We start from the raw sequence: 21454 nt of genomic DNA on the forward strand, positions 1-21454 counted from the left end.
CTATTCCATAATTAATCTAAATGGTTATACCAAGCTGATAGGTTACTTTTTTTAAATGATTTTTTTAGATAAAACTCTTTTGCATTAGTGTTGTCATTGTCACACACTAATTGTAATCTTTTTATATGATGTTTATTTGCATATTTTTTTAGATATTCAAAAAGGTAAGTTCCTACTCCCATATCTCTATAGTCATCACTTACAATAAAGTCTTCAATAAGCCCAGTTTTTGCTCCCACAGCTGTTGAAATGATTGTCTGCATGGTAACCATTGCAATAGTTTCTTCTTCAAATTTTGCAATTACAACAATAGCTTCTTTTCTTTTTAATAAAAGTCTTAAACCCTCTTCATGTTTTGCTTTATCAAAACAAAAATCTTTCTCTATCGTAAATAGTTGTTTTAAAAGAGGGATTAATGACTCTATATCATCAATCTCTGCATTACGTATTTGTAGATTATTTTTTAATATCACTGTAACTTATCTCTTTTTTGTTTGTAAGTTTTTCTTCTGAAGGTTTTTTATAAACTAAATCTATCTCTTTTTCTTTATTTATATACTCTTTAGTAATTGTACATGAATTTAAGTTTTCTTCTGAAGGTATAGTATATTGTAGTGGAAGCATTATCTTTTCTATAATACCTCTTAAGCCTCTAGCTCCTACATCTTTTTCAACTGCAATTTCTGCAATCTCTTCAAGTGCACTATCACTAAAGTTTAATTCAACCCCATCTAATTCAAAAAGGATTTCATATTGTTTTGTAATGGCATTTTTAGGCTCTTTTAGAACTCTTATTAAATCCTCTTTTGATAATTTATCAAGTTCAGCAATTACTGGGATTCTTCCCATAAATTCAGGAATAAGTCCAAAGTTGATAAGCTCTTTTGGCTCTATCTCTTTTTTTATCTCCTCTTCCTTTTTACCATTAACAAATCCCATTACTGAAGCTTTTTCTTTCTCTGTATCTTTTCTTAAACCTACAAAGGCTCCCCCACAGATAAATAAGACATGTGTAGTATCAAATAAAACAGTTTCAGCAGTTGAGTTTTTTCTACTTCCTTTTACAGGAACATATACATCAGCACCCTCTAAAATCTTTAAAAGTCCTTGCTGAACACCCTCTCCACTTACATCTCTACCACTTGTGGCACTTTCACTTTTGTTAGCTATCTTATCAATTTCATCGATATATACAATACCTCTTTTTGCTTTTTCAAGGTCAAAATCAGCAGCTGCAAGTAATCTTGAAAGGATAGATTCTACATCTTCTCCCACATAACCAGCTTCAGTTAAGGCTGTTGCATCTGCAACTGCAAAGGGTACATCCATGATTTTTGCTAAAGATTTTGCTAAAAGTGTTTTCCCTGAACCTGTTGGTCCAACTAACATAATATTTGATTTTTCAATCTCTACATTTTTTATGATAGGTTTGTCTATTCTTTTGTAATGGTTATATAATGCAACAGCTAATACCTTTTTTGCATCTTCTTGTCCAATTACATATTCATCTAAGTGTTCTTTTATTTTTATAGGTACATTTAGCCCTTTTTGAAACTCTTTTTTAGATGTTTGTATAGCTTCTTTTTCTAAAACTGTTGAACACATTGTTATACATTCATCACAAATATGTGAAGTTTCACTACTAAATATTTTCTTTACTTCTTTTATCTCTTTCCCGCAGAAGTCACAGGTACTTGTTTTATTCGCCATGGCTATCTATAAATTCATTAATACTCATTTTAACATTTTCTAATGAATGAGTTTTGATAAATTTATCCTCTTTCTTTGTTAGTTCTTCTTTATTTAAAAGTGTAAAACCACCTTTAAGACCAATAGTTACTTCATTTGCTACCATTCTAAAAGTATCTCTTGAAAAGTCAACTCCCATAAAAAGATACTCTTTATCTTTTCTATAATCTTTTAATATAGGAGGAATTGCATATCCACCCATAGCTTCAGTTAACCAATCAACAAAATCAGCATCTGAAATGATAAAATTCATTTCAGGTTTTGTTGAACCCATTGGTTTAAACAGAATTGGTAAATCTAATGATAATTCCTCTTTTTCCACTTTTTTATATTCACTAGATGATACTTCATATTTATAAATAATAAATCTGTCATAATCTGCTGTAATTCTAGAAATCCCTGTGATTAAGAAGTGGTCACAATCACTATATACTTTTTGCAATGAGTCATCAACTGTGGTATCAATTATATATTTTGGTTTAAATTTTGATAACCATTGGTAAACTTTTGGTACTTCATACTCCTTTGAACTAAAGATATGATTTGTCATTTGAACAACAAACTCTCTACCTTTTCTTTGTTCTAAGCTCATTGCCGCACGACTATACTCATACATTAACCTTGGACTCATAGCTCTACCATTATTTAGTGCTAAAATCATTGAGTCGCTATCAAATGGTAATTGTGTACCATCAGATGCTATTGTACCTTCAAAGACACCCATTCCTAAAAATGGAATTAAGGTACCACTTTTTAATTTTTCAATAATATCATCCATGACATCCAACTCCTGTGTAGGATTGATATACCTTATTAAGCTCAACTCTTACTCTTTCGATATCAAGAGGTTTTTCTAAGTCTTGGGGTATATCAATATGATAAATAGCTCCATCTTTTCCAATTATAAATAAAGCCTTTGTTAATTTGTTTTCCATAGACCCACTTACAATTTTCGTTCCGTACATCTCTCCAAACTCATTATTTACATCAAAAACTGGAATTAACTTCTTTAATTTGGGTAATTCTATCTTTTTATTAAAGAAAAGATATGTATTTATTTCCACTTTTGAGTCATTTATAAAATCATCAAAAAATATTATCTCCTCTTTGAAATCTTCAAAATCTGGATATGATAAAAATATTTGAATTGTTCTTTCGGGACTTGCTTTTTTTATGGTTAATTCTTGATCTTTAACATCTTCAACATCAACATCTTCAGCCATATAACCTATATCTATAATCTCATCTGTAATTTTAAATTCTTCATTTTTATAAATCATTTGATATTCCATATTTTTTGATTTTGTAACCAATTTGTCTAAGTGTAATGCCTAACTCTTTTGCTGCATGAGATTGATTAAAGTTATTATTTTCTAAAGCAGTTTCTATTGCCTCTTTTTCTATCTCTTCTAGGGTTTTGTTTTCCATAGGAATAGTTTTGTATCCTTTTTTAAGATTATCATCATTAAGTGCAGGAAGAAGAAGCAACATATCAAATTTATTAATCCCCTCTTCATTTCCCATTAAAACTATTCTTTCTAAAGTATTTTCAAGCTCCCTTACATTCCCTGGCCATGGATAATTCATAAGTATCTCCATTGCTTCATCAGTTATTTTTACAACTTTTTTATGGTTTTTAATAGCTCTTTCTAGGAAAAATTCAACTAATTGTCTAATATCATCTCCCCTTTCTCTAACTGGTGGTAAATCAATAGGAATAACATTTAGTCTATAGTATAAATCCTCTCTAAACTCTCCATCTTCAACCATTTTTTCAAGGTTTCTATTAGTTGCTGCAACAAGCCTAACATTTACTTTTATTGTTTTGCTTCCACCAACTCTTTCAAACTCTCTTTCTTGTAAAACTCTTAGAAGTTTTACTTGTGCTGATGCAGATATATCACCTATTTCATCTAAAAATAGTGTTCCTCCATCTGCTAATTCAAATCTACCTTTTCTAGTTTCTCTTGCATCTGTAAATGCACCTTTTTCATGTCCAAATAGTTCACTCTCTAATAATGTATCTGTAATAGCAGCACAGTTTAGTTTAATAAAAGGCTCATCTTTTCTTTTACTTCTTTTATGTATTGCAGCTGCTACTAACTCTTTACCTGTACCAGTTTCCCCTCTAACTAGTACTGTAACATCTGATTGAGCGATTCTTTGTATTACTTGGAATACCTGTTGCATTTTAGGACTATCTCCAATAATATCTCCAAAGTTGTGAACTTTTGAATCCCATTCCATTTTATAATAAAGTTTCAACTCTTTTAATCTCTCTTTCTCTCTATTATTTAGTTGATAAGAGTAAATTGATTGTGCAAATATTGAAGCAATAATTGTCAATATTCTAACACAGTCCTCAAAACCTATTTCTGTACTTTTTGTAAGTGCTGCTCCTAATACCCCAATGGTTACATCTTCTATAACTAAAGGTACAGCAACATATGATAGGTTATTAAAATCTTTTTTTCCTGATTTATTTAAAAATAGTGAATCATTATGTATATTTTCTACTACAACAGGTTCTTTAGCTTCTGCTGCCATACCTGTAACACCCTCTCCTAGTTTATAACATGAAAGTTTTTTTTGTATTGATGAAAGTTCAACTGAGGCAAAAACATTAAGAGTATCATCCTCTTCTAAGAGGTGAATTGTACAATTTGTAAGACTTAGCGAGTTTTTTAAAATCTTCATTGATTTTTCCAATGATGTTTTCAAATCATAATTATTTGCCATCATCGAAGCGATATCATAAAGTGTTGTTAATTCTTTTGTTGTTAAACATCCCTCGCATGCAGATTTATCCATTAATGCCATTATTGAACTCCTTTTGCAGTATAAACATTAGATTGTATAGTTATTATATTATAGTATAAAAATTAGGGTATTTACAGCTAGTCATGTCTATAAAATACCCAATGAATGATTAGTCAGCTATCTTTTTACAAACTTCTTCTTTTGGTAAGTTTTTAGGCCCTGGTTGTATCCACCAAGTTTCACCATTTGAAAGTTCAACTTCTCCACCCCAGTTTTCTTCAGTATCAAATTCTAAAGATTCAATTGTTTCTTCCATATCTTTTTTTGCAACATAAAAATATATCACACCACTATCTTCTCTAAGCATTACTTTTGCCATATCTTCTCCTTTTTTAAGTTAAATTACACTCTAGTGTTTATTGATAATAAGTTCTCTTATTTTGTTTAAGAGATCTTTTTCTTCTAGTTCTAATTTGAAGAAACCTTTTTTAATCTCTTTTATTAAAATATGTTTGGTGTACTTTTCTTTTGTTTCTTCATAATCACTTCTGTGATGTGCACCTCTACTCTCTTTTCTTTTTTTAGCTGCTAAAATAACTGCTTCTGAAACCTCTAGGGCATTTCTTAACTCTAAAATAGAGATAAGTTCAACATTATTTCTTCTTTCTTTATTTATACAGTGTAAAGAGTAAGACTGGTTTCTAAGGTATTTAATATAATCAAAGGCTTTCACTAAACTCTCTTTAGTTCTTAATATACCTACATATTTAAACATGGAGTTTCCTAATGAAACTCTTATTGCATTAAAGTTTTTTGATGTTTCACCTGCAAAAATTTTATCTACATTAAGAATATCTTTGATTACGAGATTGTAATCAATAGTTGAAAATTCATGCTTTTTTGAAAACTCTAAAGCTTTTTGTCCAGCAAGTTCTCCAAAAACTGTTCCTTCAAGAAGTGAATTTCCTCCTAATCTATTAGCTCCATGTATTTTATTTGCAGACATCTCTCCACAAACATAAAGCCCCTCTATTTTTGTTTGGGTCATATCACATAAAACACCACCCATTGTATAGTGGGCAACAGGTTTTATTTCAAGTAGTTCTTTACTTATATCAATACCTACTTGATTAAAAGCTACTGTGTATAAAGAGGGCAACTTTTTTTGGATTTTTTCTAATCCAATATGTCTTAGGTCAAGATAAACTTTTTGTCCTTTGTTTTGTTGTTCCAAAATAGCTTTTGCAATTTTATCTCTTGTATCAAGTTCATTTACAAATCTTTCACCCTCACTATTGATTAGATATCCCCCTTCACCTCTAGCGGCTTCAGTTACAAGGTAATTTGTTTTAGCAATACCTGTTGGATGAAATTGTACAAATTCCATATCTGTTAAGGTAAGCCCTGCTCTTAGAGCAACTGCTAAAAGGTCTCCTGTATAATCTTGTGCATTTGTAGAATTTCCTCTATATATTCCTGCATAACCTCCCCCAGCTAATACAACTGATTTTGCAGGATAAACTAAAACTGTAGAATCTAATCTTCTTAAGGAGATAACTCCACATACTCTATTTGAATCTTTAATAATATTCATCACATAGGTATTTACAAGAAATTTTATCCCTAACTCTTTTGCTTTTTTTATTAAAGACTGAGTAATTGCACTACCTGTTTTATCCCCTACATAACAAGTTCTATTTATTCCTGCTCCACCAAATGGTCTTTGTTCAATATTTCCTTTTTCATCTCTTTGAAAAGGAACTCCATAAGAAACTAATTTTGAGATAATTTCAGAAGATCTTTTACACATATAGGTTATATTTTTTCTATCCCCTAATCCTTTTGATGATTTAAAAGTATCTTCAATATGTGATTCCAAAGCAGATTTATCTTCTGGGTCTAATACAGCATTTATTCCACCACTTGCCATTGCTGAATTTGATTTAAAGATATTGCCTTTAGTGATAATAGCTACTCTATTTGTATCTGTTTTAGCTTCAATTGCAGCCATAAGCCCTGCTACACCTCCACCTACAACTATTACATCATATATCATATAATAACCTTTTATACTCTATACATTAAGTCGTAGTTTGCTCTAGGAGTTATTTTAATTTTTGTTATCTCTAAATTCTCTCTAATATGAATTGGTGCTTTTGATGCAAAAAGTGAGCTTATAATCCCTGGCGTTGAACGTACAAATTGTAGTGCTAATTGAATATCATTTTTCAAAATCATTTTAGGATCTAGTAGGTAACCAGTTTCTGCTTTGAATGATTTTTTAAATAGATTCATTTGAAGTAAAGATGAACTTGAAATTACACCTATTTTAAGTCTGTGTGCAGCTTGTAATAAAGTACATTCTTCACCTTTTACAGTTTGAGAAGGTAAGGTGTAAATTGAAGTTTTACCTATATTGAATGGTGTTTGAATATATTTAAAGTGGTGATTCTCTCCACCAACTTTTTTGGCAATTTTAACTAAATCTTCTAAGTTTATATTTTCTTCACGTATTTCACTAATAAAACCATTCCATACAGCTACACCATAATATTTAATAAGTCCCATATTAACCATTTTTTCAAATCGTTTAAATATAGACTCTACTTTTTTTAGAAACTTGTCATTTCCTAATTTTAATAATTGAATTTCTGGATTATGTAGATAATAGATATCAAAAGTATCAATACCTATATTTTCTAATGATCTTCTACATGACCACTCTATAAAATCTGCACTTAGACAGTGTTGGTCTAATTCTATATCATCTTGTGTTGCTAATTTAGCTTTTATTATATTTTCATTTATCCATTCATATGGATTCTCTGGAAATGGGTAATCAAGTTGAATAAACCCACCTTTTGAGCATATTATTAATTCTTCTCTTTTTACACTATCTTCTTCATATAATTCTTTTAATGCAATACCTATCTCTTTTTCACTTTGTCCATATCTATAATTACTTGCAGTATCAATTAGATTAATACCTTTTTTGATTGATTCTTTAACGGCTTCAATATAATGAAATACATAGTTTTCTTCTTTATAAGGTTCTTTATTAAATGTTCCAAGTCCAAGTTTTGAAAAAATTAAGTCATTATGTTTTATATAAAAATCTTTATAATTGGAAAATTTTTTAGCATAATTTAGTGTTGCTTCTGTAGTTGCCACTTGCATAAGAATCTATTCCTTTTTTAGTATTTGTAAAAAATAAAAGAGCAAGGGGCATTGAATTCCTTACTCTTTTAAATCTAATTTACAAAAGGTATTAATTTATATGCAAGAAGTGTTCCATAAAATTTAGTTCTTTTTATGTTTATAATTTGCGTATAAAATAGCGAGGGTAATATAAGCAATTAAAACTAAAGGGAATAGTACTTTTTCTATATCCATTGGTAACTCCATGTTTTTTTAGAGTTATTGCAATATACATTCCTCTACTCTATAATCTTTATATTACTACTTAAATTTGCCATTCCACTTACATAAACTGAACTAGTAACTACCCCATCTATTTGACAAGAAGCATAATCTTTTACATTTGATAAATTAATTCCTCCAGCAGCTAAAATCTTTATATTTGGAAAGTTTACATTTTTGTATGAAACAAGTTTTTTTAAAGTTTGAAAGTCGATTTTGTCTAATTGTAAGGTATCTACTCCTGCTTTCATTAACTTTAGACAATCTTCATAATCTTCACTTTCAACTGCAATTTTCTTTTCAGAAGAGACTTTTTTAACTCTTTTTATATCATTATAAAACTCTTGAGAATCTTTATATAAAAGTCTATGCCCATCAAAAAATAAAATTGACTCAGATAAACCTAGTCTATGGGGCATTGCTCCACCAGCAATAGCTGCTTTTATACAAAATCTTTTTGAAAAAGGAAAAGTTTTCCTTGTTATTAGAAGTTCACATGAAGGGTTTACTTCATCTATTAATTGTTTCATTTTTGATGCTTGAGTTGAGATTTTACAACTGTATTCAAGTAATATTTGTGTTAATCTCCAGGCTTTGTGTATATCTTCATAGAAACCATTATATCTTAATAAAATATCATTTTTGGATATTTGTAATCCACTCTTAACATAATATTCAACTTCACAATTAAGTAGTTTGGCTATTTTTGCTGCCTCTTCTGTACAAGATACAATAATATCCTCTCTTGTATAAACTTCAAGCTGGGCTTTTTTGTTATTACAATTTTGTAAACTTGTGGTTAAATCATCGTATGGGATGTCATCTTGTATGTATTTTTCTAATTCGGTTGTAGATAAGTTAAACATGTTACCTCTATAAATTTGTTTTAATGTATCATTTGTTTTTTAGATAATTAGCAATATTATAATACTTTTTTTCTTTTTTCAAAAAAATTAAGTGCCAAAAAAAATAAAAGGGATATAAATACTAATATTCCACTCAAAACCATTGCTAAGTTATATTCTCCATCAAATACTGCATTATATATGGCTAAAGATATAGTATCTGTTTTGCCAATAATATTGCCCCCTAGCATTAGTGTAATTCCAACCTCACCTAATGCTCTGGCACATGAAATTAATAATGCAATAATTAAGGCATTTTTTACATTTGGTAGTATTATAAACAAAAATGTAAATATTTTTGATTTACCACTTAAGTAAGAAGCTTCTTTTATCTCTTTTGGAAACTGTTCTATACTTGCTTGCAATGGTTTAACCATTAGTGGAAGCCCTGCAATAAATGCTGCAATTATAATTCCTGTAAAACTAAAAATTATCTCAATATCAACTTGTAGAAGTATTTTCCCTATAAAACTCTCTTTTCCTAAAAGCAAAAGAAGAAAAAAACCTACAGCAATAGGAGGAAATACCAAAGGCAATGTAACTAAAGTATCTAAAAGCCATCTAAAAGGAAGCTCTTTTTTAGTTAATAAGTATGAAATTGGAACCCCTAAAAGTAAAAATAATATAAGTGTGACAAAAAGGGTTTTAAAACTTAGCCAAAGAGGATTTGATATTTGTTCTAAGGCTATAGCTTCCATTTTACAGTCCGTAAGCTTTAAAAATCTCTTTTGCTTTAGTAGATTGCATAAACTCTAAAAACTTTTCACACTCATCTTTACACGAAGTAGTTTTAGCTGCTATAATTTCAATAGGGGAATAACTATTTTGATTTACTTCAATATATCCACCTATCTTATCTTTATTTTCTAGGGCTACAGTTAGATTTATAATTGCAGCATCAACTTCTTTTGTAAGTATGTAAGTTAAGGATTGGGGCACAGTTGCAACTACATATAATTTATCTTTTACATTTTTGTAAAGTTGCTCATTTTTTAGAAATTCTAAACCAGCAATTCCATAAATGGCTTTTTTAGGTTGAGGCATTGCAATTTTTTTTATCTCTTTTTTTAATAAGTCTTTTGATGAAGTAAGTATTGTGTCTTTAGGGAAGGCAATAACAACTTTTCCTTTTCCTAAAGAATTATAGTTTTTTATATCAAGACCACTTTTATTTAATAAGAAGTTTTTGTCTCCAATAACTAAATCAATATCAGTTTGTTTTGCTTGAGTAGATACTTGTCTCATATTTCCAAAGAAACCGTCTATATTTTTTCCATTTTTTTCATATTCTTTTATTACTTTTAGAACTACTTTTTTATAACCTGCACCAGAAGCAATCTTTAAATCTTCTGCATTTACAAAAACAGTAAATATAAGTGTTAATATAAATATTTTTTTTAACATTTTATCCCCTTTAATTTTGTCTTATCATTGGAGCGAAAGCTTTTGTACTTACATTTACTTTTTCTCCTACTTTTAAATCTTGAGCATCTTCACTGCTAATTACAATCTCAACAATTTGTTGCCCAATAGCTACAATAGCAACATAAATCACATCAACTTTTGTTATATCTAGAAGCTCTCCTTCTAAAGAAAACTTTGCACTCCCAGTTGTTTGAAGTAGAATATCTTTTGCTTTTCCATCTTTTATCATTTGACCTTGGTTTAAAACAATAACTCTATTACTTAATCTATATATTTCACTTGGATCATGGCTTACCATTATTGTTGTGGTATTAAACTCTTTATGCAGTTGTAAAATCTCATTTTGAAGTTTAGTTCTCATACTTGGATCTAGTGCAGATAAAGGCTCATCCATTAGTAAAAGCTTTGGTTTGTTCATCATAGCTCTACAAAGACTTACTCTTTGTTTTTGACCTCCACTTAAACTATTTGGTAACCTTTCTGATAGTTCTTTCAATTCTGTAATCTCAAGTAAATAGTTTGCTAACTTTTTATCTTTTGTTACATATAAGAGGTTATCCAAAACTGTCATATTTGGAAAGAGTGCATAATCTTGAAAAACAAAACCTATTTTTCTTTTTTGAGGAGGGAGTGAAAACTTTTCATCAAGCCAAATCTCATTATCAACCTCTAAAGTTCCTTTTGCATTTTCTAGTCCAGCAAGTATTCTAAGAAGTGTTGTTTTCCCACTTCCACTTACTCCTGCCAATGCAACAAAGTCTCTATTTTTTATCTCAAGGTTTACATTTAAATCCATTTTTCCTGTAGAGCCATGTAATTGTTTGTTTATATCTATTTTTATCATATTGTTAGTGTTGCCCATAATTTGTCATTTTGTAATGCTTTATTTAAAAGTTCACCTGTATGGTTGCATCTTATTCCTATTTTTTCTAAAGACTTAACTACCCCATACTCTTCAGCACAAACAATGCATGAGCTAAACTCTACACCATTTTTTTGCATCTGTTTAATCTCTTTTCTTATTTTCTTTTTTGATGCTGCAACTTTAATAGAAGCTCCCCAAAACATAATATGAACTCTTTTCCAATATCCTCTTGGAATTGATACTCCACCATAAAGTAATGGAAATTTTAATATTGAATCAACATTATCTGTTGAAATTATAAGTAGTAAATTTTTCTTTTTCATATATTATCCTTGTATTGTCAAGTATAAGACTAAAGTCCAAGCTTTTTATTTTGTTTGTGATTAAAAATATATACACATAAAAGTACCAAGAAACTTATGACCACCATTATTGCACTATATACATGAGCTGCTGTATAATCCATAATCTCAACAAATTCATAAATTGCAACTGATGCCACTTTTGTTTCTCCGGGGATACTTCCACCTACCATAAGTACAACTCCAAACTCACCTACTGTATGGGCAAAAGTTACAATAATTGCAGTAAGTAGTGAGGGTTTTATATTTGGTAGAGCAACTTTTAATAAAGTTTGTATTTTCCCTTTTCCTGCTATAAAGCTAGCTTCTAACATATTTTTATTTACACTTTCAAAACCGCTTTGCATAGGTTGAACCATAAAAGGTAAAGAATAAAAACAACTAGCTATTACAAGTCCTGTGAAGTTAAATACAAGTTTATATCCAAATAACTCTTCAAAAAATACTCCTAAAGGGGAGTTGTGTGATAAAGCCCAAAGAATATAAAAACCTAAAACAGAAGGTGGCAAAACAATAGGAAGTGCTGTTAATGCTTCTAAAAATGGTTTTAATTTTGATTTTGTTTGTGATAAGTACCAACTTAGTGGTAATGCTATTACAAACAAAATCAAAGTTGTAATTCCTGCTAATTTAAAAGATAGTAAAAAAGGTTCAAACTCTAGGCTTTTTAATATTTCAATCATTAATCACTTCCAATATTGATAAATCACTTGCTTTAAATAAAAGTGTAACTTTATCATTTTGTTTTATATTCATTCTTTTTAAAGATGAGCTTGTAAAAATAGATTGTAGTTTAGTATTTTTTGTTTTAGTATTAACTACTGTTAAAAGTTTTCCCTCTTCAATCTTTTCTACATCTGTTGGTATTTGATTTGAATAGCTTAAGTCCCCTTGCAAGTTTTTTGCCATTGCAACATTTGTTGGTTTTACTGTTAAAATAACTTTTTGTCCAACTTTAATATCATTTGATAAATCAAGACTCATCATTTTCAATTTCATATTTTCAAAATCAAATTCCACAATATTGAGGTTATCAATATTGTGAATTTGAGAAATAGTTGCAACTATTTTATTCATGGTACTAAATATCCGTAATCATTTAATATTTTTTTAGCTTTACTGCTTAACATAAATGTATAAAAAGCAGCTGCACTAGGATTATTCTCTGCTCTTTTTAATAGAACAATTCCTTGATTAATTGGTGTATAAAGTTTTGAATCTACATCTTCCCAATTTACACCTTTTTTGTACTGTTTCATTTTATCACTATACAGTGTTGATTTTGCAATAAAACCTACATCTGTAGCTGTTAGTGCATAAGTAACTGTTTGTGAAATAGATTCTGCATATACAAGGTTTCCTTTTATTTTATCGTATACTCCACCATTTGTCATGGCTTCAACTGCTGCTTTTCCATACGGTGCAGTTTTTGGATTTGCAATTGCAATTTTTTCAATATTTGATTGGGTTACAAGATTTATTCCTTTTGAATAATCAAGTTTTTTATTACTTAGATATGCTAAGGAACCTTGTGCATAAATTAAAGGTCTTGTAACTGCTAAACCATCTTTATATAAAGCATTTGGATATTTCATATTTGCTGCCATAAACAGGTCATATGGTGCTCCATTTTTGATTTGGGCAGTTAGCTTTCCACTACTTGTAAGTGTTTCATGCACTTCAATATCTGGATAAATTTTGTTGAATTCAGCTTTTAATTCACTAATTGCATAACTAACATTTGCAGCAACTGCTATATTTATTTTATCTGCAAACACACTACTTACTAATAAAAGTAATCCTAACGAAATCTTTTTAATCATTTTTTTCTCCTATAATAAATTTATTTACCAACCATAATATCACTAGCTTTTATTACGGCACTAACTTCACTTCCCTCTTTTAATCCCAGTGTTTTTATTGAGCTTGAGGTTATAACGGATGCAATTTTGTCGCTTCCTCCGATATTTATGATAACTTCTGAATTAACTTCACCTTCATGAATACTTTCAATGATTCCTTGAAATTTATTTCTGGCACTAATGTTAAGTGTAAAATCTGTTGTTAAAAGTACAGTACTTGATTTAAAAATAGCTGTTACTTCATCTTCTACACTAAGTCCAAGGTTAGTTACTGCACCTTTAGTTATATTTGAAACTAGGGTATAACCACTTTTAAGTTTTATAAAAACTTCTGCGTTAACACGACCTTCATTTATATATTCAACTATTCCACTTATTTGATTTCTTGCACTTATTTGCATAGCCAATCTCCTAATATTTTTTAAGGTACCAGTATCTATATCCGCCATCTCTTTTAAGTTATTTAAAAACTTATTATGTTCCTTTTTTAATACAAGATAGGTTTTAAGTATATTTTCTCCATATTGAGTTAAACTTGTACCCCCTCCACCTTTTCCTCCTGTTTCTGTTTGAACAACTGGATTAGATGATAGGTTATTCATAGTATTAATTGCTTCCCAAGCTTTTTTATAACTCATTGGTACCTCTTTTGCTGCTTTGCTTATTGAACCACATTTTTTAATAGCAAATAAAAGATCTATTCTTTTTTCTAATAAAAAAGGTTGATTTAGCAATTCAAGAGTTAAACTTGATGATATTTCCACTTTTTATCCTTTTGTTATATCTTTAAGTATATAACGATTTTTAAAAAAAACTAAGAAATATATTATCATTATATTCCTTAGTATATAACGCTATTTTAAAAAAAAACTAGAGGTCTTCCCCTAGTTTTTTAAAAATTATTATCTTACTGCATCGAAGAAATAATCTGTTTCAGCAATATTTTTTGTCTCTTCATCTAATTGGTCTAAGATACCATTAGTAATCCAAGTTAATAAGTTGATACCACCTTCATAACCACTCATAGAGTATCTATGTAAGTGATGTCTATCAAAAATTGGGAAACCAATTCTGATTAATGGAATTTTAGTATCTCTATAAAGCTCTTTACCGTAAACATTACCAATCATGAAATCTACAGGTTCTGTAAATAATAACGATCTTAATGCCCATAAGTCTTTATTAGGCCAGATGTTACATTCATCAGCTCTGTTAGATTTCTCTAAGATAGCTTCCATATCTTCTTTCCAACCTTTTCTTGGTGCATTGTGACATACAATGTGAGTTGGAATTGAACCCATTTCAACTAAGAAAGAAACAAGACCTAATAAGAAGTCAGGATCTCCCCAGATTGCAAATTTCTTACCATGCATATATGGATAAGAATCTTGCATAGCATCAACTAGTCTAGCTCTTTGGTTTTTAAGTTCACTTGGAACCTCTTTACCAGTTAATTCAGCTAATGTCATAACAAATGCATCAGTACCACTTAAACCAATTGGATTACAAGTAACATAATCTTGTTTCCATTTGTTTTTAATAGTCTTAGCCGTTGAAACTGTAGAATATTTTTGCAAAGAGATAGTAGCTTTAGCGTTGATTGCTGTTTTAGCATCAGCGATTTTAGTACCACCAGCATATAATTTATATTCACCAGCTCCAGTATCCCATTGCTCTTCATGGTCACCAATCATAATGATTTTGTCACCAAACATTTTAGAAATATTTTTAATCTCTCTTAAAGAACCTAAATATGGTTCAAATCCAGGGATTATATTAATTCTTTCTTCATCTAAAACTCTTTCAGCTTTAGTTGGGTTTAATTGCTCTAAAGTAGATTTCATCATATTATCATAACCAGTAATATGAGATCCTACGAATGATGGAGTATGAGCATAAGGGATTTCGATATTATCTAATTCACCTTCAGCTTCTTCTCTAGCACCAGTAATGAAAGCGTTTAAGTCATCACCGATTACCTCTGCCATACATGTAGTAGATACAGCAATCATTTCAGGTTTATATAAAGCATTACAGTTTCTTAAACCATCTTTCATATTTGCTAAACCACCAAAAACAGCCGCAGATTCAGACATTGAGTCAGATACACAAGGAGTTGGCTCTTTAAAGTGTCTAGTAAAATATGTTCTGAAGTATGCAACACATCCATGAGAACCATGAACATAAGGCATAGTGTTTTCAAAACCAAGTCCTACCATAACAGCACCTAATGGTTGACAAGCTTTAGCTGGGTTAACTGTGATTGCTTCTCTTGCTAAATTCTTTTCTCTATATTCCCAAGATTTAGTCCATTCAGCAATTTCTGCTACTTTTTCAGGAGCAACTGCACCAGCTGAACCTTCGAATTGTTTTTTGTTTTTTAGAACCTCTTGATATTCAGGTTTTAAAAATAATTTTTGTCCGTTTACTATGTTTTCTACGTCTTGCATCCTACTTCTCCTTACGCTTCTTTATCCCATGGAGCTGTAGTATGATCCCAAACAGGAGAGTTCATAGCTAAATCCATATCTTTTGCAAAAATTGCAAACGCATCGTACCCATGGTATGGTCCACTGTAGTCCCAAGAGTGCATTTGTCTAAATGGTAATCCCATTTTTTGGAATACATATTTCTCTTTAACCCCAGCAGCAACTAAGTCTGGTCTTAACTTCTTAACGAATTCTTCTAATTCATACTCATTAACATCATCATAGATAAGAGTAGATCTTTCAATATCGTGTTTAGTTCTTTTATAATCATCACCGTGAGCAAACTCATAACCAGTACCGATTACTTCCATTCCTAAATCTTCATATGCTCCAATAACGTGTCTTGGTCTTAATCCACCAACATAAAGCATTACTTTTTTACCCTCTAACATAGGTCTATACTTAGCAATAACCTCATCAGTCATTTTAGTATATTTAGCAATAACTGCTTCTGTTTTTTCTTGAATTGATTCATCAAAAAATGAAGCAATTTTTCTTAAAGACTCAGTTGTTTTTGAAGGCCCAAAGAAGTTATATTCCATCCAAGGTATACCAAACTCTTGTTCCATATGTCTAGAAATATAGTTCATAGATCTATAACAGTGAAGTAAGTTTAATTTTGCTTTTGGTCCGTTTGCAATCTCTTTATAAGTTGCATCACCTGACCATTGTGAAATTACTCTTAATCCCATCTCTTCTAATAAAATTCTTGTTGACCAAGCATCTCCCCCGATGTTGTAGTCCCCAATAATTGATACATCATAATCAGTTGCTTCATAGTCTTTTCTATGAGATGCGTCTGGCATAACATGGTCTCTAATCATATCATTTGCAATATGGTGACCAAGAGATTGAGAAACCCCTCTAAACCCTTCACATGATACTGCAATTGTTTGATTACCAGTCTCTTTTTTATGTACTTTTGCTACCGCTTGGATATCGTCACCGATAAGACCAATTGGACACTCAGATTGAATTGATACACCATTGTTTAATGGGAATAATTCATCAATCTCTTCTAAAGCTTTTTTAAGTTTTTTATCTCCACCAAATACGATGTCTTTTTCATTGAAATCTGTAGAGAAGTTCATTGTAACGAATGTATCAATACCAGTTGTACCAATGTAGTAGTTTCTTCTACCACCTCTTGAGTATTGACCACATCCGATAGGTCCATGAGAGATATGAATCATATCTTTTACTGGTCCCCAAACAACCCCTTTAGATCCCGCATAAGCACAACCTCTTTGAGACATAACACCTGGTACAGTTTGTTTGTTTGATCTTGTTTTATCACAAGCACCTTTAACACCTTCTGGTGTATCAACACCTAAGTGCTTAGCTCTGTTTTTTGCAGCTTTTGCAGGATAAGCAGATAATACTTCCTCAATAGCTTCTTTTTGTAGACTCTCTAATGTTTCTGGTCCCATATTTTCTCCTTCTTTAGGTGAGAAAAGAAGCTTACGCTACTTTCACTCTGTATAGATTCATATCATCTAATTTTTTACAGATTGCTTTCGTTGAATCACCATCAACTGATTTAGAAATTTCTGAAATTTGATATTTATTTGTATAATAAATCATTTTGAAACCATCTTTTTCTTCACATTCAGTGTTAGTATAGTAATCTACTAATGCAGTGTGTAAGAAAGAACCTTCTGGGATAGATAATTCTTCTAATTTAACACCTTCTCTAGTTTCACTTGTTATAGTTACAGTTTTACCTGCTGCTTCTATACCTTCTTCAACTTTTTCTATTACTTTATCAAAACTTACATTGTTACCCATATCAGCTGGGAAGTGGTATCCACATACAAACATTTTATTCTCCTTCTATTTTTTTATTCTATTTTTTAAATCGTTACTCAAAAGGACAAAGAGGCTTACGCTTCTTTTTGTCCAATTGCATCTTCTTCTACTTCTTCTTCAAGTCCAAATTCCATTAATAAGTTTTCAAGGTCATCCATTTCTAATGGAGCAGGAATAACTTTTAAATCATTTTCGATAATTTTTCTAGCTAATTCTTTATATTCCATAGCTTGGTCAGAACTAGGACTGAATTCAACAACTGTCATTCTTCTTAACTCAGCTCTTTGAACGTGGTTAGATCTTGGAACGAAGTGAATCATTTGAGTACCAATTTGCTCTGCTAAGTGTTTTGCTAGGTCATACTCTTTATCTGTCATTCTTGCATTACAAATTAAACCAGCAAGTCTAACTCCACCAGTATTTGCATATTTTAAAATACCTTTAGAAATGTTGTTAGCTGCATACATAGCCATCATTTCCCCAGACATTACAATATAAATCTCTTGAGCTTTACCTTCTCTAATTGGCATAGCAAATCCACCACAAACAACGTCTCCAAGAACGTCATAAGAAACGAAATCTAACTCATCATCATATGCACCCTCTTCTTCTAAGAAGTTAATTGCAGTAATAACACCTCTACCAGCACATCCAACACCTGGCTCAGGACCACCAGATTCAGTACAGTTAATATAACCTTCAGTAATATCAGTATTATCCATGTGGAATTCATCTGCACCTGGTTTACATACATCTTCTAATTCTAAGTCTTCAACAGTTCCTGCTTCAGAAGCTAATTGCATAATTGTTGATTGAGCTTTTTCATGTAAAATTAATCTTGTTGAATCTGCTTTTGGATCACATCCAACGATAAGAATTTTTTTACCATAGTAGTGGCACATTGCCGCTAAAGTATTTTGAGATGTAGTTGATTTACCAATCCCACCTTTTCCGTAAAACGCTATTTGTCTTAAATCTGACATTTTATCTCCTTTAATTTTCATGTTTACGAAAATGAATATTGCACTTAGTGTTCCACAGGGATATTTTTTTTGAAAAAAATTTTGAAATTTATATAAAATGCCCAATAAATAGGCTTTTTAAAAATAAAAAATTCTCTAGCCACCACAAATAGGAGTTTTTTTGTCTTGTTTACACTTCTGCAAAAGTGAAGTAAATTTTGTAAATTTTAAAAGAATTTGATACTTTTTTTAACTTTTTACAATTTAATGAAATATATAAAAGTTATTTTGTGTAAAATCAATTTAGAGTTATTGAAGGACAAAGCAAAAGTTGGAATTTTCAGATTTTATTTTATACGGATTAATTTTTCTTAGAGAATTTACTATTATATTAGTATTAATTCACATGTTATATAAAAGAAGAGAACCCAGTAGTATGATTGCTTGGCTTTTATTTATGATATTAGTTCCTTATCTGGCAGTTATTTTATATTTTATTTTTGGTACTAGAAAAGTTAGAAGTAAATATAAAGAGGAAAATATTAGTGTTGAAAAAGCAGGTTTTTCTCAAGACAGTACAGAATTTGGGATATATAATAGTGCAGCTAATGGAAAAATTGATCTTTATTTTGATTATATAGAATCATATAATGAGTTCAAAAAATCTATAATTGAATCTAAAAAAAATATTTATATTTGTACTTACCTTTTTAAATATGATGATGTTACTAAAGAGATTATTGAGTTACTTGAACAAAAAGCTAAAGAGCAAGTAAAGATTAAAATCTTGATTGACTCTTTAGGTTCTTTATCTACTTATTTTTTTCAAAGAAGATTACAAGGTTTAAAACAATTAGGTGTTGAGATTGAATTTTTTATGCCGATATTCAAAATACCTTTTAGAAACTATATAAATTTGAGAAATCATAGAAAGATTTATATTTTTGATAACCAAAAAGTATTAAGTGGAGGGATAAACCTTTCAAAAGAATACTTTGGAAAAGAGTATATAAGAAATAGGTGGGAAGATATTTTATTTTCTTGCAAAGGAAGATGTGTTGAAGATTTTTTTACAATTTTTGCTTCTGATTGGTATTATGCTACAAAAGAGAGATTAACTTTTGACTTGATACCTATGTATGAAGATGGTAATGATAAAATTAAAGTTCTTCCAAGTGGACCAGATGTAAAAACTGATATTTTGTATGAAACAATTTTAAATAAAATATTTTCTGCTAAAGAAAGGATATGGATAGTTACACCATATTTTATACCAAATGAAACTCTGAGTAAAGCTTTGATTATTGCAAAACATAAGGGAGTAGATATCAAGTTAATCACTCCTAATAAATCAAATCATATTGTTGCAGATTTAGCTAGGAACTCTTTTTTACGGGAGCTACAAGAAAATGAGATTGATGTTTTACTTTATAGAGGACCAATGTTACATGCAAAAGCTATTTTATTTGATAATAAGTGGGCAATGATAGGAAGTGTAAATCTAGATAATAGAAGTTTATTTTTAAATTATGAGGTTTCAACTTTTGTTTCTTCATATGAAACAGTATCAAATATAGAAAACTGGATGGAACAACTTATTGATAATTCAGTAATTGGAATAAATAAAGCTTCTAGATTAAAAGTGATTTCTGAGAATCTTATGAGAGTTATAGCCCCACAATTATAAAGGATATTAATGAAAATAAGAAGTATTGCTACAGGAAAAGCAAAGCAATATCTTAAAAAGCATGAAGAGTTTGAAAGTGCTTATAAAAAAGATAACTTTGTAGATTCAATAAAAGTTGATAAAATGGGTCTTAGTGGAGATTTTCAAGTAGACAAAAGATTTCATGGAGGTGAAGATAAAGCTATTCATATTGGTAGTGGGTTTCACTTAGATGAGAATCCAAGTTTTGATAAATTGTTTATAGGTTGTAATATTGTAGTTGAGGAGCTAACAGAAGATACGGTATGTGTAGGGGATATTTATAAAGTTGGTGAAGTTATACTAGAAGTTACCCAACCTAGACAACCTTGTTGGAAAATTGGTATTATATTTGGAAAAGATATTAATAGATATATTGTAAAAAACTTAGCTACTGGTTGGTATGTCAGAGTTTTAAAAGAGGGAACAATTAAAGTTAATGACGAAATGATTTTGGAAAAAAGAGTATCAAATCTTACAATAAAAGATTTGTCAAATTATCTTAAACATGTTCCAGATGATAGAAGTATTATTGAAGATATATTAAATCTTGACTCTCTTGCCAAGTCTTATAAAAAAGATTTTTTAAAAAGACTTGGGAAAAATAATTCATAGGTGAAAAGTTGACAATTTTAGAAACAAAAAGATTAAAACTTAGAACCCTTACTCTTAGTGATATAAAGACTTTATACAATCTTGTTTTTCTTGATAAAGAGGTTGTAAAGTACACTTTTGGAAATGAATTTAAAACTTTTTTAGAAGTGGAAAATTTTATAAAACAAAATTGTAATTTTGATTCAAATCTTGGATTGTCTATTATAGAAGAGAAAGAGAAGAAACAAATAATTGGTTTAGCAGGAGTTATTGAGTGTGATTATTTGGGAAAAAAAGATTATGAGTTTGGTTTTATTTTAGGTAAAAACTATTGGAATAAAGGTTTTGCAACTGAAATAGGTCAAGCCCAAATCGATTTTGTAAAAGATACTTTAAAAGAAAAAAGAGTTTTAGCTTTAGCACATAAGAAAAATACCTCCTCAATAAAGTGTTTAAAAAAACTTGGATTAGAATATATTAAAACTGTAAGTACCAAAAATAGAGGAGATAGGAAAGTTTATATTTTGGATTTTTAATAATAAATCCT

24 protein-coding genes are annotated in these 21454 nt (G+C 29.9%); 3 read left to right on the top strand and 21 right to left on the bottom strand.

Translation table 11 applies throughout. The annotated features are described in order from the left end of the window. Positions 1 to 11: 11 nt before the first annotated feature. The 21 genes from ACKU4C_RS14850 to nifH all read right to left on the bottom strand — a co-directional run bounded on the left by ACKU4C_RS14850 (position 12) and on the right by nifH (position 18629). Positions 12 to 473: a GNAT family N-acetyltransferase gene (locus tag ACKU4C_RS14850; RefSeq protein WP_321313349.1), complete on the bottom strand. Its 462-nt coding sequence runs from the start codon at positions 471 to 473 to the stop codon at positions 12 to 14. Continuing rightward, positions 457 to 1710 (bottom strand): ATP-dependent Clp protease ATP-binding subunit ClpX, encoded by a 1254-nt coding sequence (clpX, locus tag ACKU4C_RS14855; protein WP_321313351.1) that lies wholly within the window; start codon positions 1708 to 1710, stop codon positions 457 to 459. The genes ACKU4C_RS14850 and clpX overlap by 17 nt, the downstream gene beginning before the upstream one ends. Beyond that, positions 1700 to 2527, bottom strand: coding sequence for an SIR2 family protein (locus ACKU4C_RS14860; RefSeq protein WP_321313353.1), 828 nt, complete (start codon positions 2525 to 2527; stop codon positions 1700 to 1702). Before ACKU4C_RS14860 ends, clpX begins: the two co-directional genes overlap by 11 nt. Then, on the bottom strand, positions 2520 to 3029 hold the full coding sequence (locus ACKU4C_RS14865; RefSeq protein WP_321313354.1) for a hypothetical protein: 510 nt from the start codon (positions 3027 to 3029) through the stop codon (positions 2520 to 2522). The genes ACKU4C_RS14860 and ACKU4C_RS14865 overlap by 8 nt, the downstream gene beginning before the upstream one ends. Further along, entirely contained in the window at positions 3019 to 4569 is a 1551-nt protein-coding gene (locus ACKU4C_RS14870) for a sigma 54-interacting transcriptional regulator (protein WP_321313356.1), read from the bottom strand. Before ACKU4C_RS14870 ends, ACKU4C_RS14865 begins: the two co-directional genes overlap by 11 nt. Before the next feature lie 109 nt (positions 4570 to 4678). After that, on the bottom strand, positions 4679 to 4888 hold the full coding sequence (gene nifT / locus ACKU4C_RS14875) for a putative nitrogen fixation protein NifT (protein WP_321313358.1): 210 nt from the start codon (positions 4886 to 4888) through the stop codon (positions 4679 to 4681). A 30-nt stretch (positions 4889 to 4918) separates the two neighbouring features. Beyond that, complete coding sequence (locus ACKU4C_RS14880) at positions 4919 to 6565, bottom strand: FAD-dependent oxidoreductase (protein ID WP_321313360.1); 1647 nt, start codon at positions 6563 to 6565, stop codon at positions 4919 to 4921. Positions 6566 to 6576: 11 nt separating this feature from the next. Continuing rightward, on the bottom strand, positions 6577 to 7686 hold the full coding sequence (locus ACKU4C_RS14885) for an aldo/keto reductase (protein ID WP_321313362.1): 1110 nt from the start codon (positions 7684 to 7686) through the stop codon (positions 6577 to 6579). Between the two features lie 260 nt (positions 7687 to 7946). After that, on the bottom strand, positions 7947 to 8795 hold the full coding sequence (gene modD, locus ACKU4C_RS14890; protein ID WP_321313364.1) for a ModD protein: 849 nt from the start codon (positions 8793 to 8795) through the stop codon (positions 7947 to 7949). A gap of 56 nt (positions 8796 to 8851) precedes the next feature. Continuing rightward, positions 8852 to 9532, bottom strand: coding sequence for a molybdate ABC transporter permease subunit (gene modB / locus ACKU4C_RS14895; RefSeq protein WP_321313366.1), 681 nt, complete (start codon positions 9530 to 9532; stop codon positions 8852 to 8854). 1 nt (position 9533) lies between these two features. Then, entirely contained in the window at positions 9534 to 10238 is a 705-nt protein-coding gene (gene modA / locus ACKU4C_RS14900; protein WP_321313368.1) for a molybdate ABC transporter substrate-binding protein, read from the bottom strand. Positions 10239 to 10248: 10 nt separating this feature from the next. After that, positions 10249 to 11103, bottom strand: coding sequence for an ATP-binding cassette domain-containing protein (locus tag ACKU4C_RS14905; protein WP_321315890.1), 855 nt, complete (start codon positions 11101 to 11103; stop codon positions 10249 to 10251). Beyond that, on the bottom strand, positions 11100 to 11447 hold the full coding sequence (locus tag ACKU4C_RS14910) for a DsrE family protein (RefSeq protein ID WP_321313370.1): 348 nt from the start codon (positions 11445 to 11447) through the stop codon (positions 11100 to 11102). The genes ACKU4C_RS14905 and ACKU4C_RS14910 overlap by 4 nt, the downstream gene beginning before the upstream one ends. A 29-nt stretch (positions 11448 to 11476) precedes the next feature. Beyond that, positions 11477 to 12169 carry a molybdate ABC transporter permease subunit gene (gene modB / locus ACKU4C_RS14915; RefSeq protein WP_321313372.1) on the bottom strand — a complete coding sequence of 231 codons (693 nt, stop codon included), beginning with the start codon at positions 12167 to 12169 and terminating at the stop codon, positions 11477 to 11479. Then, positions 12162 to 12563, bottom strand: coding sequence for a TOBE domain-containing protein (locus ACKU4C_RS14920; protein ID WP_321313374.1), 402 nt, complete (start codon positions 12561 to 12563; stop codon positions 12162 to 12164). Before ACKU4C_RS14920 ends, modB (ACKU4C_RS14915) begins: the two co-directional genes overlap by 8 nt. Then, a complete protein-coding gene (gene modA, locus ACKU4C_RS14925; protein WP_321315891.1) occupies positions 12560 to 13306 on the bottom strand; it encodes a molybdate ABC transporter substrate-binding protein in 747 nt (248 codons plus the stop codon). Before modA (ACKU4C_RS14925) ends, ACKU4C_RS14920 begins: the two co-directional genes overlap by 4 nt. A 23-nt stretch (positions 13307 to 13329) precedes the next feature. Next, complete coding sequence (locus ACKU4C_RS14930) at positions 13330 to 14112, bottom strand: TOBE domain-containing protein (protein ID WP_321313377.1); 783 nt, start codon at positions 14110 to 14112, stop codon at positions 13330 to 13332. Positions 14113 to 14250: 138 nt separating this feature from the next. Beyond that, entirely contained in the window at positions 14251 to 15798 is a 1548-nt protein-coding gene (gene nifK, locus ACKU4C_RS14935; protein ID WP_321313379.1) for a nitrogenase molybdenum-iron protein subunit beta, read from the bottom strand. A gap of 11 nt (positions 15799 to 15809) precedes the next feature. Continuing rightward, positions 15810 to 17267, bottom strand: coding sequence for a nitrogenase molybdenum-iron protein alpha chain (nifD, locus tag ACKU4C_RS14940; protein ID WP_321313381.1), 1458 nt, complete (start codon positions 17265 to 17267; stop codon positions 15810 to 15812). Between the two features lie 31 nt (positions 17268 to 17298). Then, positions 17299 to 17658 carry a hypothetical protein gene (locus ACKU4C_RS14945; RefSeq protein ID WP_321313383.1) on the bottom strand — a complete coding sequence of 120 codons (360 nt, stop codon included), beginning with the start codon at positions 17656 to 17658 and terminating at the stop codon, positions 17299 to 17301. A gap of 62 nt (positions 17659 to 17720) precedes the next feature. After that, on the bottom strand, positions 17721 to 18629 hold the full coding sequence (gene nifH, locus ACKU4C_RS14950) for a nitrogenase iron protein (RefSeq protein ID WP_321313384.1): 909 nt from the start codon (positions 18627 to 18629) through the stop codon (positions 17721 to 17723). 415 nt (positions 18630 to 19044) lie between these two features. Between nifH and ACKU4C_RS14955 the strand changes: the two genes are divergently transcribed. Genes ACKU4C_RS14955 through ACKU4C_RS14965 form a run of 3 tightly spaced genes read left to right on the top strand, consistent with a single transcriptional unit; the run spans position 19045 to position 21443 of the window. Next, a complete protein-coding gene (locus tag ACKU4C_RS14955; RefSeq protein ID WP_321313386.1) occupies positions 19045 to 20295 on the top strand; it encodes a phospholipase D-like domain-containing protein in 1251 nt (416 codons plus the stop codon). Positions 20296 to 20304: 9 nt separating this feature from the next. Next, a complete protein-coding gene (locus ACKU4C_RS14960; RefSeq protein WP_321313388.1) occupies positions 20305 to 20928 on the top strand; it encodes an MOSC domain-containing protein in 624 nt (207 codons plus the stop codon). Between the two features lie 8 nt (positions 20929 to 20936). Beyond that, a complete protein-coding gene (locus ACKU4C_RS14965; RefSeq protein ID WP_321313390.1) occupies positions 20937 to 21443 on the top strand; it encodes a GNAT family N-acetyltransferase in 507 nt (168 codons plus the stop codon). Positions 21444 to 21454 lie beyond the last annotated feature (11 nt).

This window comes from Halarcobacter sp., from assembly GCF_963676935.1.
Classification (GTDB): Bacteria; Campylobacterota; Campylobacteria; order Campylobacterales; family Arcobacteraceae; genus Halarcobacter.

What these genes read in the sequence shown, in the direction of transcription:
- clpX (WP_321313351.1), bottom strand. Translation starts at nt 1,710, where the DNA reads ATGGCGAATAAAACAAGTACCTGTGACTTCTGCGGGAAAGAGATAAAA.
- ACKU4C_RS14860 (WP_321313353.1), bottom strand. Translation starts at nt 2,527, where the DNA reads ATGGATGATATTATTGAAAAATTAAAAAGTGGTACCTTAATTCCATTT.
- ACKU4C_RS14865 (WP_321313354.1), bottom strand. Translation starts at nt 3,029, where the DNA reads ATGATTTATAAAAATGAAGAATTTAAAATTACAGATGAGATTATAGAT.
- ACKU4C_RS14870 (WP_321313356.1), bottom strand. Translation starts at nt 4,569, where the DNA reads ATGGCATTAATGGATAAATCTGCATGCGAGGGATGTTTAACAACAAAA.
- nifT (WP_321313358.1), bottom strand. Translation starts at nt 4,888, where the DNA reads ATGGCAAAAGTAATGCTTAGAGAAGATAGTGGTGTGATATATTTTTAT.
- ACKU4C_RS14880 (WP_321313360.1), bottom strand. Translation starts at nt 6,565, where the DNA reads ATGATATATGATGTAATAGTTGTAGGTGGAGGTGTAGCAGGGCTTATG.
- ACKU4C_RS14885 (WP_321313362.1), bottom strand. Translation starts at nt 7,686, where the DNA reads ATGCAAGTGGCAACTACAGAAGCAACACTAAATTATGCTAAAAAATTT.
- modD (WP_321313364.1), bottom strand. Translation starts at nt 8,795, where the DNA reads ATGTTTAACTTATCTACAACCGAATTAGAAAAATACATACAAGATGAC.
- modB (WP_321313366.1), bottom strand. Translation starts at nt 9,532, where the DNA reads ATGGAAGCTATAGCCTTAGAACAAATATCAAATCCTCTTTGGCTAAGT.
- modA (WP_321313368.1), bottom strand. Translation starts at nt 10,238, where the DNA reads ATGTTAAAAAAAATATTTATATTAACACTTATATTTACTGTTTTTGTA.
- ACKU4C_RS14905 (WP_321315890.1), bottom strand. Translation starts at nt 11,103, where the DNA reads ATGATAAAAATAGATATAAACAAACAATTACATGGCTCTACAGGAAAA.
- ACKU4C_RS14910 (WP_321313370.1), bottom strand. Translation starts at nt 11,447, where the DNA reads ATGAAAAAGAAAAATTTACTACTTATAATTTCAACAGATAATGTTGAT.
- modB (WP_321313372.1), bottom strand. Translation starts at nt 12,169, where the DNA reads ATGATTGAAATATTAAAAAGCCTAGAGTTTGAACCTTTTTTACTATCT.
- ACKU4C_RS14920 (WP_321313374.1), bottom strand. Translation starts at nt 12,563, where the DNA reads ATGAATAAAATAGTTGCAACTATTTCTCAAATTCACAATATTGATAAC.
- nifK (WP_321313379.1), bottom strand. Translation starts at nt 15,798, where the DNA reads ATGCAAGACGTAGAAAACATAGTAAACGGACAAAAATTATTTTTAAAA.
- nifD (WP_321313381.1), bottom strand. Translation starts at nt 17,267, where the DNA reads ATGGGACCAGAAACATTAGAGAGTCTACAAAAAGAAGCTATTGAGGAA.
- ACKU4C_RS14945 (WP_321313383.1), bottom strand. Translation starts at nt 17,658, where the DNA reads ATGTTTGTATGTGGATACCACTTCCCAGCTGATATGGGTAACAATGTA.
- nifH (WP_321313384.1), bottom strand. Translation starts at nt 18,629, where the DNA reads ATGTCAGATTTAAGACAAATAGCGTTTTACGGAAAAGGTGGGATTGGT.
- ACKU4C_RS14955 (WP_321313386.1), top strand. Translation starts at nt 19,045, where the DNA reads ATGATTGCTTGGCTTTTATTTATGATATTAGTTCCTTATCTGGCAGTT.
- ACKU4C_RS14960 (WP_321313388.1), top strand. Translation starts at nt 20,305, where the DNA reads ATGAAAATAAGAAGTATTGCTACAGGAAAAGCAAAGCAATATCTTAAA.